We start from the raw sequence: 13,837 nt of genomic DNA on the forward strand, positions 1-13,837 counted from the left end.
CGCCCGATTCGTCCCTCTGGATAAGCAGGGCAGGCCGACGGCGGTTACAGGGCGTAGGGGTCGGAACGCGAGCGCAGACGGACGTTCTGCAGCAGGCCGACGGCGATCATGTTGGCGAACATCGACGAGCCGCCGTAGGACAGGAACGGCAGCGGCAGGCCGGTGACGGGCATGATCCCCAGGCACATCCCGATGTTGACGAACGACTGGAAGGTGAACCAGCAGACCACGCCGGTGGCGATCAGCGCACCGAAGGAGTCCTGGGAGGCGAAGCCGATCGACAGGGCCCGCCACAGCACCACGCCGAGCAGCACGATGATCCCGCCCGCGCCGAGATAGCCCAGCTCCTCGCCGGCCACGCTGAACACGAAGTCGGTCTGCTGCTCGGGAACGAACTGCCCCTGGGTCTGCTGGCCGTGCAGCAGGCCACGGCCGGTCACACCACCGTTGGCGATGGCGATCATGGCCTGAGCGACGTTGTAGCCGGTGCCGGATGAGGCCTTGTTCTCGGAGACGAACGAGGTGAGCCGGGCCTCCTGGTACGGCTGGAGCAGGTGGAACTGCAGGATCGCGCCGCCGAACAGCACCCCGCACAGGATCAGCCCCAGCACCCATCGCCGCGGCGCCCCGCTGACCGCCAGCATGCCGAGGGTGGTGAAGACCAGCACCATGACCGTGCCGAAGTCCGGCTGGAGCATGATCAGTGCGATCGGGACCACGGTCAGCCCGAGCACGAGCAGGACGTCGCCGTGGCCGGGGGCGCTGCGCCGGATCCCGGTGTGGCGGTCCTCGTGCTGCTCCCCCAGGATCATCGCCGCGCCGACGACCAGCGCCACCTTGGCGAATTCCGACGGCTGGAGCTGGAAGCCGGCGGGCAGCACGATCCACGAGTGCGCGCCGTTGATCGTCGATCCGAACAGCAGCACCGCCACGAGCCCGACGAGGGAGCCGAGGTAGACGAACGGCGCGTACGCGCGTAGCACCCGGTAGTCGACGACGGTCGCGACCGCTCCGAGTACCAGCCCGATGGCGAGATTCAGCAGATGCCGCTTGAGGAACGTCTGCGGATCGCCGCCGGCCTCACCGAGGCGCTGGCGGGTCGCCGACCACACCAGCAGCGCGCCGACGACGGACAAGCCGATGACGCACAGCTGCAGCGTCCAGTCGAGCCGCCGCAGCGGCGAGTGGCGCCCTGACGCGCGGTCCCGCAGCTGCCCGATCCGCCCCCGGACGGGTACCGGGGACGAACGCAGCGCGGTAGGTCCCGCCTCCTGCGTCACAACGCCTCCTCCCAAACATCGCCCGGCCGTCGGCGCGCGCCCGGGACCCCACCGGCGCCGGGTGGTCCGGCGGGGCGGGTCACGGGCGCGCGGTACCCGCGGGCGGGGCTCGGCTCGGCGCCGATGACAGAACGCCGACGGCGGCGGGCCGGCCCGCGTTCCCGGGCGGCGGGTGCCAGACGGCCGGGCCGGTGGCACCGGTCGCCAGGGCGGGGCCGGTGCGGGCGGCATCGGCGGTCGTCGACAGCGCGGGCAGCACCGCGAGCGGGCCGCCGGCCGATGGGCCGGTGACGGGACCCGGCCCCGGCGCTGACACCGGCGCCGCCACGATGGTCCCGACCGGCGGCACGGTCCGCGAGGTCGACGCGGTGGACACCGCCGGGGACGGGGTGAACGGGTCCGCGGCCGACGTCGCGGCGATCGTCCCGTCCCGGTTGATCTTCGGTAGGGAGCCCGGGGGCTTGCCACCCGGCATCGCCGCCGCCTGGCCGACGCCGTAGATGGCCTGGTAGATCCGCTTGGCGACCGGGCCGGCGTACTCGGCGCCGGTGCCGGAGTCCGGAATCGTCACCACGACGGCGAACCGCGGGTCGTCGGCCGGAGCGAAGGAGGCGAACCAGGAGGTGTCGCCCTTGCCCTCGACCTCGGCGGTGCCGGTCTTGGCGGCGATCGGGACGATGTCGCTCGGCCAGTCCGCGAAGACGCCGGTCGCCGTGCCACCGCCCTCGGTGGTGACGCCGCGCAGGCCGCCGCGGATGTAGGCGAGGATCTCCGGGGAGACCGGCAGCGTCCCGGCCTTGCGTGGCTGGAAGGTCCGCACCACCCGGCCGTCCGGGGCGACCGCAGCCTTGGCCAGGGTCGGCTTCCACAGGGTGCCGCCGTTGGCGATCGCGGCGTAGGCGGTGGCCAGCTGCAGCGGGCTCAGCGACAGGTACTGGCCCTGGCCGATCGCGAACTGGGTGGCCGCACCGGCGTTGTAGAGGTATCCGTCCACGCACGCCTCGGCGGCGTACTTGCGGAACCGCTCCGCCTTGACCGGATCACGTTCCTCCGGGTAGCCGTTCTTGGCCCGCCGGCAGTAGGAGTCCTTCAGCTCCTCCCAGATCGCCCGGGCGCCGGCGCGGTCGACGACGGACCCCTCGGCCTCCCCGGGCAGGTCCAGGCCGGTGGCCTTGCCGAAGCCCATGGCCTCGGACATCCGGGCGAAGTACTCCTTCGGCGGCGAGTAGGGCCCCCGGCCGTTGCGCAGCCCGCCATCGGCAAGCCACGAGTCGTAGGCGAACTGGTCGAAGATGACGTCGCAGGAGATGACGAGCGCCCGGTGCAGGGTGATCGGCCCGGCCGACTCGCCGTCGAAGTTGTGGAAGACCTGGTCGCCGATCTGCAGCGTCGGGGCACAGTCGAAGAGCTGGTCGCCCTTGGCGCCCAGGTTCTGCATCGCGACGGCGGTGGAGACGACCTTGAAGGTCGAGCCGGCCGCGCCCGAGCCCTGGTAGGCCCGCGAGAGCAGGGGGATGCCGTTGGCGGGGTCGGACAGCGCCCGGTAGTCCTGCTCGGAGACGCCGCCGACGAACACCGACGGGTCGTACGAGGGCAGGCTGGCCATCGCGACGACGCCGCCGGTGCGCACGTCGAGGACGACCGCCGACGCGGTCCGATTGCCGCCGCCGAGCTGGTTGATCGTGTCCTGCAACGCCTGCTCGGTCGCCTGCTGGACACCGAGGTCGAGGTTGAGCACCAGATGGTCGCCGCTGACCGGGGCGGTGGTCGACGCGGTGCCGGCCACCCGGCCGAAGCGGTCCACCTCCAGGCGCTCCACCCCGTCGGTGCCGCGCAGCTCGTCGTCGTAGGTGCTCTCCAGGCCGGCGACGCCGATCAGGCTGTTGAGGTGGTAGCCCTTCTCGTCGCCCTGCTTGTCGAGCTGATCCTGGGTGACCGGGGCGAGGTAACCCAGCTCGTGGGCGGCCAGGGAGCCGTGCGGGTACTCGCGCACGGCCTGCAGGTCCGCCGACACTCCCGGGAAGCGGTCCGGATGCTCGATGACGGCGAGCGCCTGCTGCGGGCTGACGTCCTTGGCGACCGGGACCGGCTGGTAGGGCGAGCCGTTCCAGCACGGCGGCTTCACCTGCGCGGTGCAGAACCTGATCCGCCGGGTCAGCTCGTCCGCCGGCGTGCCGATCACGGTGGCGAGCCGGGTGAGGACCGCCTTGCCGTGGTCGGCCTGCCGGTCCGTCGTGGAACGGTTCACCGAGATGACCAGCGAGGTGCGGTTGCGGACCAGGGGCTGACCGCGGTCGTCGAGGATCATCCCGCGGGTCGCGGGCGTCACCACCTCGCGCACCCGGTTGGTCTCGGCGACCTGGCGGTAGTGGTCGTTGTCGAGAACCTGCAGGACCCACAGCCTCGCACCCAGGGTCGCGAGAAGTGACAGGACCAGCACACGCAGCAGCAGGACGCGGATCCGCATCCGATCGTTCATCTCGCGCCCCGCCGGAGGCGGCCGGACGATTGCCGGGGGCGGCCGGACAACCGCCGGGAGCCCGCGGCCAGCAACGGGAACAGAAACGGGGTGAGCAGCACCGCGTAGACCCCGGCGGCCAGCGCCCGGCCGACGGCCTCACCGCCGGTCAGCGCCGCCGCACCGAAGATCGAGGTCGTCGCCGCGTAGCCCAGGGTGCCCGCCACGCTGGCCCCGCCTATCGCCGAGAGGGGCACCGCCACCGACGACTCCGCCGCATCCATCACCAGGCCAACAGCGTAACCGACCAGACACATAACGAGAGCGGACTGCCCGAGAACGTGACTTGACGCCAGATCGGCCAACACCCCTACCACAAACCCGCTGACCGACCCGACCACCGGACCCTCGATCAGCGAGATCACCGCCAGCAGGACGAGCACGAGATCCAGCCGGCCGCCGGGAAGGCCCAGTCGGGCGACGATCGAGACCTGCACGACGAGGGCGACCGCCAGCAGCGTTACCGCGGCGACGAACGTGCGGGCGCGCAGGGTGTCCGCGGAGCCGGCTATATCCCACATGCCGGCTCAGCCCGTCCCGCCCTGGCCGGGGCGGGTCGGCCCGGTGCCGGGGGCCGCCACGGGCGCCGACGCGGGCGGCGAGCCGGGGTTGGTGGGGGTGGCCGCGGCGCCGCCGGGGGTGGTGGGCGCGCCGGTGCCGGCCGCGGGCGCCTGGGCGGCCGGCGGGGGCGGCACCGGCTGCGGTGCCAGCAGCCGGTCGCCCGGGTCGGTCGCCGGCCGGCCGACGACCACGCCGACGAGATCGAGCGTCCCGACCGACACGTACGGCTTGACCTCCGCAGTCCGAGACAGCCCGCCGACGTCGGTGACCTTGGTGACGACGCCGATCGGCACGCCGGCGACGTAGTCCATGCTACCAAAGGTCACTAGACGGTCACCCTTCTGCACTCGGTAGGAGGCGTCGTACAGGGTGAAGGTCAACGCGCTCGGCCCCTGCCCGCCGGCCACGGCGCCGAGCAGCTGGGTGCGTTCCAGGCGGGCGCCGACCCGGCTGCCGGGGTCGCAGGCGAGGCGGACCACCGCCGTGTGCGCCGTGGCCGAGGAGACCGTGCCGACGAGCCCGTCGGCGTTGAGGACGGTCTTGTCGACGTCGACGCCGTCGTCCCGGCCGGCGTTGATGGTGACGGTCCAGTCCGTGCCGGTCACGTCGCCGACCGCGATCACCTTGGCCGGCACGATGGAGTACTGGCCCTTGTCCGCGATCAGCCGCAGGTCGCCCAGCTGTTTGGACATCCGGCCGATCTCGGCGTTGTCGGCGAGCTGGCGGCGCAGCCCGGCGTTCTCCTGGGCCAGCCGGTCGGCGCGGTCGTGGTAGCGGTTCGGGTGGGTCAGCGACGAGGCGGTCCGGCCGATCGGCCGGGTCACCGTGGTCACGCCGTCCTCGACGCCGCCGAGGACCGAGTGCACGACACCCCGCGCGCCGCTGGCGGAGCGGCCGGTCTTGTAGTCGAGGGTGATCAGGGTAAAGGCGACGATGAGCAGGGCGACGATCACCAGGCGGGATCGCCTCGTGTCACGCCCCACAGCAGCCTCCGAACAAGCTCTCAGGCCCCGCGCCGCCGCGCGGCGGGCGCCGGGGCGGCACGGGGCACCCGCCCGGGCACTCGGGCGGGCACCGGCCGGGCGGCGACGGGCCGGTGGCGCCGGCCGGAGCCGGCCGCCGAGCGCGGTCCGTCGCTGAGGTCGGACGATCCACATCGCCGCGACGTTCCCGGATCTGACACGAAATCCCCCACCAGCGGGGGCGTCCCGGACAGCGCCCGGGACCGAGCGCGCCGAGGGTTGCGGCCGCAGCCCGCTACCGCCGGGGCTCGGAGATCAGCACCTGCTGGAGCGCCTCGAACTCCTCGACGCACTTGCCCGACCCCATGGCCACCGAGTGCAGCGGGTTCTCGGCGATGTGGATGGGCATGCCGGTCTCGTGCCGCAGCCGCTCGTCGAGCCCGCGCAGCAGAGCACCGCCGCCGGTCAGGACGATGCCACGGTCCATGATGTCGCCGGACAGCTCCGGCGGGCAGCGGTCCAGCGTCACCTTCACCGCGTCGATCACGGCGTTGACCGGCTCCTCGATCGCCTTGCGGATCTCCTCCGCGGTCACGACGATCGTCTTGGGCAGGCCGGTGACGAGGTCGCGCCCGCGGATCTCGGCGCTGGGCTCGTCGGGCACCTTGTGCGCCGAGCCGATCGCCATCTTGATCTCCTCGGCGGTGCGCTCGCCGAGCATCAGCGAGTACTCCTTCTTCACGTAGGAGATGATCGCGACGTCCAGCTCGTCGCCGGCGGTGCGGATCGACTGGCTGGTGACGATGCCCCCCAGCGAGATCACGGCGACCTCGGTCGTCCCGCCGCCGATGTCGACGACCATGTTGCCGGTCGGCTCGTGCACCGGCAGGCCGGCCCCGATGGCGGCGGCCATAGGTTCCTCGATGATGTACACCTTGCGGGCGCCGGCCTGGTAGCCGGCGTCCTTGACGGCCCGCTGCTCCACCCCGGTGATCCCCGACGGCACGCAGACGACCAGCCGCGGCTTGGCGAAGTGGCGGCGCCGGTGCACCTTCTGGATGAAGTACCGAAGCATCCGCTCGGTCGTCTCGAAATCGGCGATGACGCCGTCCTTCAACGGGCGCACGGCCACCACGTTCCCCGGGGTCCGGCCGATCATCCGCTTGGCGTCCGTGCCGACGGCGAGGATGCCCGAGGTCGTGGTGTTGATGGCGACCACGCTCGGCTCGTTGAGGACGATCCCGCGGCCACGCACGTACACCAGTGTGTTGGCGGTACCGAGATCGACGGCCATGTCACGACCGAGGAACGACAGCGAACTGGACATCGTCGGGTACCGACCTTCCCGGGGGATGCGGTCCTGGCCGCCTCCGGCGCGGCCGACGGCACGGCCAGCCAGGGAGCCGGAGAAGCGCGTGGAACACGTACAGGGTTCGTAGATCGGGCAGGACGACCCGGAGCGCCCCGCGAGGAATCGACCGCGGCAACCAACCAGCACAGCCGGTCCCCGCGACCCACCGGACACGCTCCGGGCAAGTACTAGAAGGGTAGACCGCCGGGGAGCCCCTCGCCGCCCCGGCCGGTGGCGGGGCGGCTCGTGTCACCCTTGGGTCGGATCGACCCAAGGTTGTCAATGGGTCACAATCCCGATACGCAACGCGTCTCAACGAGGCCACGACAGGCCGACGAGGAAGCGATGCAGGCACACAATGGCCTGCCGCGATCAACTATCGCCGGTTTGCGGCGCCGCGGACGGGACCATCCGGGGGCCTCGCGACGCCGGGGAACTCACCCGGAACCGGTGAGCGCACGGTGTGGTCCGGTCCGCCCGGGACCACACCGCGGCCACTCACCCATCCGTGCCGGTGAGGACGCACGCCCGACCGTCCCCGCCCGCGAGCCGGGCGGGGACGGACGAGCCGCCCAGCTCAGCTCAGGCCGGGGAAGAACAGGTCGATCTCGCGCTTGGCGGACTCCGGCGAATCGGAGCCGTGCACGAGGTTCTGGCCGATCTCCAGCGCGTAGTCGCCGCGCAGCGAGCCGGGGGCGGCCTTCACCGGGTCGGTGGCGCCGATGAGCCCGCGCGACGCCTCGACGGCCCGCGGCCCCTCGACGACCAGGGCGACCAGCGGGCCGGAGGTGATGAAGTCGACCAGCTCACCGAAGAAGGGCTTGCTGGCGTGCTCGCCGTAGTGCGTCTCGGCGACGGAACGCTCCAGCGTGCGCAGCTCGAGAGCCACCAGGGCGAGCCCCTTGCGCTCCAGCCGGCCGACCACCTCACCGACGAGGCCACGGCTGACGCCATCGGGCTTGACCAGGATGAGGGTGCGCTCGGCGGACACGGTACTCCTTCTCGATCATTGACATCGTCGTCCTCGAAGGGCCCGCGGGCCCCTCGTCAACTTACAGGGTGCCCGCGCCATCACCATGGCCGAACCGGGCCACCTCAGGACCGCAGCAACGCCCGCGCCCGACCCACAACGGGGGCCGAACCAGTCACCAGCACCCCGGCTCCGCCCAGGTCTGCGTCCTCCTCGGCGAGCCGGACCGCATCGTCGATCGCGTCGTCGAGCCGAGGGGCGACCTCGACCCGGTCTGCACCGAAGACCCCCGTCGCCACGGCCGCGAGGTCGTCGACGCCCAGCGCCGCCGTGGCTCCGGTCGTGACGACCACGGCGCCGAGGACCGGTTCGAGCGCGGCCAGGATCCGGGCGGCGAGCGCCTCGTCGCCGTCGACGGCGACCACGCCGACAAGCACGTCGAAGGTGAACGCCTCGTCCAGCGCGGCCGCGAGCGCCGCCGCGGCGACCGGGTCCTGGGCGATGTCGAGCACGATCGTCGGCGAGCGGCGCACGACCTCCAGCCGGCCCCGGGCGTCCACCTGGGCCAGGCCCGCCCGGACGGCGTCGATGTCGAGGGCGCCGCGACCGCCGCCGAGGAACGCCTCGACGGCGGCGAGCGCGACGGCGGCGTCGTGCGCCTGATGGGCCCCGTGCAGCGGCAGGAAGAGTTCGTCGTAGGTGCCGCCGAGCCCCTTCAGCGTGATCATCTGCCCGCCGACGGCGACCCGCCGGCCGACCACGCCGAACTCCATGCCCTCACGGGCCACCGTCGCCCCACTGCCGGCCGCCCGCCGCAGCAGCGCCTGCGCGACCGGCAGGGCCTGCTGGGCGAGCACGACGAGGGTGTCCGCCCGGATGGCCGAGCCAGCCCGCGCGGCGATCCGGTCGAGCTCCGCCTCGGCGGCTTCGGTGTCCCCGGCGAGCACGGCGGCGTCGGCGGCGTCGAGCAGGCTCCCCCCAGCGGCGCCGTCCGCCCCGGCGACCGTCACCTGGGTGACCGCGGCCACCGGCGCGTCGAGCAGGTCGGCCAGGTCGCCGAGTTCCGCGGAGCCGTCCCAGCCCGACTCGACGACGGCCAGGTCGACCGGGGCGTCCGCGAACGCGGCGAAGGCCACGGCGGCGAGCAGCTCGAAGGCACTCAACGGGCCGTCGTCCTCGATCAGCGGCAGGTACGGCGCGATGTCGTCGAAGGCGGCCCCGAGCACGTCGGGCGGGATCGCCGCGCCGGCCAGGCCCACCTGCTGGGCGCTGCCGAGCCAGCCGGGAGAGCGCAGGGAGCCCGCGCGGATGCCGAACGCGTCGAGCAGGGCGGTGATGGCGGCGACAGTGGAGCTCTTCCCGACGGACCCCGCGACCACGATGCTGGGGAAGGCACGCTGCGGCTGTCCGAGCAGGTCCAGCAGGCGGCGCAGCCGCGCCAGCCCCGCCGGGACCGCGACGGCGGCCCGCTGCGCGTACGCGGCCGCGAACTGCGGAGGGCCCGTCCGAGCGGCATCGCCGGACGCGGAGGTGGTCCCGGCGTTCGCCGCGGCGCCTGTCACGGCACCGATCCTACGAGTCCGGACGACCGGCGGTCCCCGGCACCCGCAGCGGCCCGCCGACCTGCCTCTGCGCCGCCGCAGGCCGCCCGGCCAACTCGTCCGGGTTGCGCGGGTCGCTACTGTCGAGCGCGGGTGAAGGAGGCGGGAACAGCAGGTGACGTGGACCTACGAGGCAGCATGCGCCGCGCTGGCCAGCTCGGTGGACCTGGAGAAGCAGGCGATCACGGCCGAGCCGCCGGTGCCGAGTCTGGACCGGATGCGGGAGCTGGCCCGCCGGCTCGGCGACCCGCAGAACCGGGCCGCGGTGATCCATCTGACCGGCACGAACGGGAAGACGTCGACGGCGCGGATCACCTCGGCCCTGCTCGGCGCCGCGGGGCTGCGGGTCGGCCAGTACACCAGCCCGCACCTGGAGCGGACGAACGAGCGGCTGGTCGTCGACGGCCGTCCGATCGACGACGGCGAGTTCGCCCGCTGCGTCGGCGCGGCGGTGGACGCGGCCGCGCCGATGGCGGACCGGCCGACCTTCTTCGAGCTGCTGACGGCCGCGGCGTTCCGCTGGTTCGCCGACCGGGCCGTCGACGCCGCGGTCGTCGAGGTCGGGCTGCTCGGCCGCTGGGACGCCACGAACATCGCCGACGGCCGGGTCGCGGTCGTCACCGGCATCGGCGCGGACCATCTGGACTACGCCGGGAGCCTGGCCGGGGTCGCCCGGGAGAAGGCCGGCATTGTCAAGCCCGGCGCGGACCTCGTGCTCGGCGAGGTCGACGCCCGCTTCGACGACGTCTTCACGCGGACGCCGGCGGCCCGGGTCCTGCGTCTGAGTCGGGACTTCGCCATGGTCGACGGCCGCCCCGACCCCGCCGGTCGCCGCGGCGACCTGCGCACCCCCACCGCCCGCTACGACGACGTCCTCCTGTCGCTGCACGGCGCATACCAGGAGGCCAACGCCGCGTGCGCGCTCGCGGCGGTGGAGGCGTTCCTCGGCCGTCCGCTGCCCGACGAGGCGGTCCGGGCCGGGCTCGGCTCGGTGCGGGCACCCGGCCGGCTGGAGATCGTCGGGACGGCGCCGCTGTGCGTGCTCGACGGCGCCCACAATCCGGCGGCCGCGGCGGCGCTGGCCCGCTCGCTCGCGGAGGAGTTCCCGGGCCGGAGCTGGACGGTCGTCTACGGCGCGCTGCGCGGCCACGACTTCGCCGCCACTCTGGCGGAGCTGCGCGGCCAGCGGATCGACTCGTTGGTCTGCTGCGAACCGGCGTCACCGCGGGCGATCCCGGCCGAGCAGGTCGCCGAGACCGCGCGACGGTGGGCCATTCCGGCCGAGAGCGCCCCCGGGGTCGCGGCCGCGGTGCGGCTCGCCCGGCGGCGGGCGGGAACGGCCGGCGCGATCCTGGTGACCGGGTCGTTCTATCACCTCACCGAGGCGCGGCGGGCGCTGGCCGCGTAGCCGCCCGCTGATCCGGAGCCGGGACGGGGCGGGACGGCGGCTCTCGCCCCGTCCCGCCCCGGCCCGGCTGCGGCCTCAGGCCGACTTCTCCTGGCGGGGCGCCCGCTTCGAGGCGACGTCCCGGGGCACGAGCGTGGGGTTGACGTGCTCCAGGACGACCTCGCGGGTGACGACGACCCGGGCGACGTCCTTGCGACTCGGGATGTCGTACATCACTGACAGCAGCACCTCCTCCATGATCGCCCGCAGACCGCGGGCGCCGGTGCCGCGCAGGATCGCCTGGTCGGCGATGGCCTCCAGCGCGTCGGAGGTGAAGTCGAGATCGACGCTGTCCAGCTCGAACAGCCGCTTGTACTGCCGGACCAGGGCGTTCTTCGGCTCGGTGAGGATGCGGATCAGCGCCTCACGGTCCAGGTTGGACACGCTGGTGATGACCGGCAGCCGGCCGATGAACTCCGGGATCATGCCGTACTTGAGCAGGTCCTCGGGCATGATGTCGCCGAAGACGTCGGAGGAGTCCGGGTCGTCCTTGCCGTGCAGCACGGCGCGGAAGCCCAGCGACTTCTTGCCGATCCGCGACTCGATGATCCGGTCCAGCCCGGCGAAGGCCCCACCGACGATGAACAGGACGTTCGTCGTGTCGATCTGGATGAACTCCTGGTGTGGGTGCTTGCGGCCGCCCTGCGGCGGCACACTCGCGGTGGTGCCCTCCAGGATCTTCAGCAGGGCCTGCTGCACGCCCTCGCCGGACACGTCCCGGGTGATGCTGGGATTCTCCGACTTACGGGCGATCTTGTCGACCTCATCGATATAGATAATCCCGGTCTCGGCCTTTTTGACGTCATAGTCGGCGGCCTGGATCAGCTTGAGCAGAATGTTCTCGACGTCCTCGCCGACGTAGCCCGCCTCGGTCAGCGCGGTCGCGTCGGCGATGGCGAACGGGACGTTGAGCATCCGGGCCAGGGTCTGGGCCAGCAGCGTCTTGCCGCACCCGGTCGGACCGAGCAGCAGGATGTTGCTCTTGGCGAGCTCGACCTCGCTCTTGTTGCCCTCACCGCCGCCGCCCCCGCCGGAACCGCCGGCCTGTACCCGCTTGTAGTGGTTGTAGACCGCGACGGAGAGGGTCTTCTTCGCCGTCTCCTGCCCTACGACGTAGCTGTCGAGGAACTCGTAGATCTCCCGCGGCTTGGGGAGCTCGTCCCACTTCAGCTCGGAGGACTCGGAGAGCTCCTCCTCGATGATCTCGTTGCACAGATCGATGCACTCGTCACAGATGTAGACGCCAGGGCCGGCGATGAGCTTTTTCACCTGCTTCTGCGACTTACCGCAGAACGAGCACTTGAGCAGGTCACCGCCATCACCGATGCGTGCCACCGAGGACTCAGTCCCTTCGTCCAGACGATGGTGTCGCCTGCGTGTCAGGGGCGGTTGACACCGCCCGGTCGTCGCGTGTCTGCCTGCAACCATCCCCGTGGGGACGGTACCCCGCCGAGCGACCCGGTGAGTGCCCTATCGCTCGGCTCATACCGGTCAGCCTACGGTCACCATGGCCGTCCTCGCGCGTCCGCGCAGTCCTGTAAGGCCAACGCGTCACGGACGCCGAGGGGCTGACCACATTCGACCTGTCGGCGCGTCGCGTGTACCAGCCCCCGACCACCCCCAGCCACGGGCCGGCCTCGCGCGGCGTCATGCCGCGCGAGGCGTCGGCCGCGCGGTGCGCGTGGCGCCGGACCGGTGCCCCGACCAGCGCCGGGTACCCGGTGAGCGCCCGCCGTCCGGTCACGCCCGGGACCCGTCTTTAGCGCGTGGTGGCGAGCCGCGAGGACTTGCGGGTCTTGATGACCTCGTCGATCAGGCCGTACTCCTTGGCCTCGTCGGCGCTGAAGATCTTGTCCCGCTCGATGTCCTTGCGGATGTCCTCCTCCTTCTTGCCGGTGTGGGTGGCAAGCATCCGCTCCAGCAACGACCGCATCCGCAGGATCTCGCGGGCCTGGATCTCGATGTCGCTGGACTGGCCCTCCCCCGACGCCGACGGCTGATGGATCAGGATCCGGCTGTTCTCCAGCGCGAACCGCTTGCCCGGCGTCCCCGCCGCCAGCAGCACCGCCGCCGCCGACGCCGCCTGCCCCATGCAGATCGTCGAGATGTCCGGCCGCACGAACTGCATCGTGTCGTAGATCGCCGTCAACGACGTGAACGACCCACCCGGCGAGTTGATGTAGATCGAGATGTCCCGGTCCGGATCCTCCGACTCCAGGAACAGCAACTGCGCCATCACGTCGTTCGCCGACACATCGTCGATCTGCACGCCGAGGAAGACGATCCGCTCCTTGAGCAGCTTCGAGTACGGGTCCATGCCGTACTCGCCGCGGGAGGTCTTCTCGATGATGTTCGGTAGGACGTAGCGGCCCTGCGGCTGGGCGGCGGCCTGGCGGCCCTGCTCAGACCTCATCTGCTGGTAGAGCGTCTCATGGAACATGATGGCTGCCTCCGGGAACGGATGACGATGGTTCGGTCCGGTGAGCGGGCTGCCCGCTCAGCTCACCGGCCCCTCGCTGGGAACCTGGCGGGCCTGCTGGACCACATGGTCGACGAACCCGTAGTCCTTGGCCTCCTCGGCGGTGAACCACCGGTCCCGGTCGGAATCGCGCTCGATCTGCTCGATCGGCTGCCCGGTGTGGAACGCGATGCGCTCCTGCATCATCCGCTTGGTGTAGAGCATCTGCTCCGCCTGGATGGCGATGTCGGAGGCGGTGCCCCCGATCCCTCCCGACGGCTGGTGCATCATGATCCGCGCGTGCGGCAACGAGTAGCGCTTGCCCGGCGCCCCGGCGCAGAGCAGGAACTGACCCATCGACGCGGCGAGGCCGAGCGACACGGTCGCGACATCGTTCTCGACGAACTGCATGGTGTCGTAGATCGCCATACCGGCGCTCACGGACCCACCCGGCGAGTTGATGTAGAGGAAGATGTCCCGGGTCGGGTCCTCCGCGTTGAGCAGCAGTAGCTGCGCGCAGATCGCGTTGGCGATCGCGTCCTCGACCACCGATCCGAGGAAGACGATCCGGTTGGCCAGCAGGCGGTTGAACACCTGGTCGTCGAAGGCGGGTCCACCCTGGCCGGGCGAACGGAGCTCCGGACCCGGAACTGGTAGGCGCGGAACTGCGAGGTTACTCACGGTCAGCT

General features: G+C 72.0%; 11 protein-coding genes. 1 reads left to right on the forward strand and 10 read right to left on the reverse strand.

Going from position 1 to position 13,837, the window contains the following annotated elements; genetic code table 11:
* Positions 1-44: 44 nt before the first annotated feature.
* The 7 genes from rodA to FRAQA3DRAFT_RS14690 all read right to left on the reverse strand — a co-directional run bounded on the left by rodA (position 45) and on the right by FRAQA3DRAFT_RS14690 (position 9,204).
* On the reverse strand, positions 45-1,280 hold the full coding sequence (gene rodA / locus FRAQA3DRAFT_RS14660) for a rod shape-determining protein RodA (protein ID WP_009739814.1): 1,236 nt from the start codon (positions 1,278-1,280) through the stop codon (positions 45-47).
* A gap of 79 nt (positions 1,281-1,359) precedes the next feature.
* Positions 1,360-3,759 carry a penicillin-binding protein 2 gene (mrdA, locus tag FRAQA3DRAFT_RS14665; RefSeq protein WP_009739815.1) on the reverse strand — a complete coding sequence of 800 codons (2,400 nt, stop codon included), beginning with the start codon at positions 3,757-3,759 and terminating at the stop codon, positions 1,360-1,362.
* Positions 3,756-4,319, reverse strand: coding sequence for a rod shape-determining protein MreD (mreD, locus tag FRAQA3DRAFT_RS14670; RefSeq protein ID WP_009739816.1), 564 nt, complete (start codon positions 4,317-4,319; stop codon positions 3,756-3,758). The genes mrdA and mreD overlap by 4 nt, the downstream gene beginning before the upstream one ends.
* A 6-nt stretch (positions 4,320-4,325) precedes the next feature.
* Positions 4,326-5,342: a rod shape-determining protein MreC gene (gene mreC / locus FRAQA3DRAFT_RS14675; protein ID WP_009739817.1), complete on the reverse strand. Its 1,017-nt coding sequence runs from the start codon at positions 5,340-5,342 to the stop codon at positions 4,326-4,328.
* A gap of 274 nt (positions 5,343-5,616) precedes the next feature.
* Positions 5,617-6,648 carry a rod shape-determining protein gene (locus FRAQA3DRAFT_RS14680; protein WP_009739818.1) on the reverse strand — a complete coding sequence of 344 codons (1,032 nt, stop codon included), beginning with the start codon at positions 6,646-6,648 and terminating at the stop codon, positions 5,617-5,619.
* A gap of 601 nt (positions 6,649-7,249) precedes the next feature.
* Positions 7,250-7,663: a nucleoside-diphosphate kinase gene (gene ndk, locus FRAQA3DRAFT_RS14685; protein ID WP_009739819.1), complete on the reverse strand. Its 414-nt coding sequence runs from the start codon at positions 7,661-7,663 to the stop codon at positions 7,250-7,252.
* Between the two features lie 104 nt (positions 7,664-7,767).
* Complete coding sequence (locus FRAQA3DRAFT_RS14690; protein WP_009739820.1) at positions 7,768-9,204, reverse strand: dihydrofolate synthase; 1,437 nt, start codon at positions 9,202-9,204, stop codon at positions 7,768-7,770.
* A gap of 154 nt (positions 9,205-9,358) precedes the next feature.
* Between FRAQA3DRAFT_RS14690 and FRAQA3DRAFT_RS14695 the strand changes: the two genes are divergently transcribed.
* The gene (locus FRAQA3DRAFT_RS14695) at positions 9,359-10,651 is read left to right on the forward strand and encodes a folylpolyglutamate synthase/dihydrofolate synthase family protein (protein WP_009739821.1); all 1,293 of its coding nucleotides are present in this window, start codon (positions 9,359-9,361) and stop codon (positions 10,649-10,651) included.
* A gap of 75 nt (positions 10,652-10,726) precedes the next feature.
* On the opposite strand, the gene clpX is transcribed toward FRAQA3DRAFT_RS14695, so the two are convergent.
* The 3 genes from clpX to FRAQA3DRAFT_RS14710 all read right to left on the reverse strand — a co-directional run bounded on the left by clpX (position 10,727) and on the right by FRAQA3DRAFT_RS14710 (position 13,829).
* A complete protein-coding gene (gene clpX / locus FRAQA3DRAFT_RS14700; protein WP_009739822.1) occupies positions 10,727-12,025 on the reverse strand; it encodes an ATP-dependent Clp protease ATP-binding subunit ClpX in 1,299 nt (432 codons plus the stop codon).
* A 424-nt stretch (positions 12,026-12,449) separates the two neighbouring features.
* Entirely contained in the window at positions 12,450-13,103 is a 654-nt protein-coding gene (locus FRAQA3DRAFT_RS14705; protein WP_198287167.1) for an ATP-dependent Clp protease proteolytic subunit, read from the reverse strand.
* A gap of 84 nt (positions 13,104-13,187) precedes the next feature.
* Positions 13,188-13,829, reverse strand: coding sequence for an ATP-dependent Clp protease proteolytic subunit (locus tag FRAQA3DRAFT_RS14710; RefSeq protein WP_009739824.1), 642 nt, complete (start codon positions 13,827-13,829; stop codon positions 13,188-13,190).
* Between the last annotated feature and the right edge of the window lie 8 nt (positions 13,830-13,837).

The sequence above is a fragment of the Frankia sp. QA3 genome, from assembly GCF_000262465.1.
Lineage (GTDB): Bacteria > Actinomycetota > Actinomycetes > Frankiales > Frankiaceae > Frankia.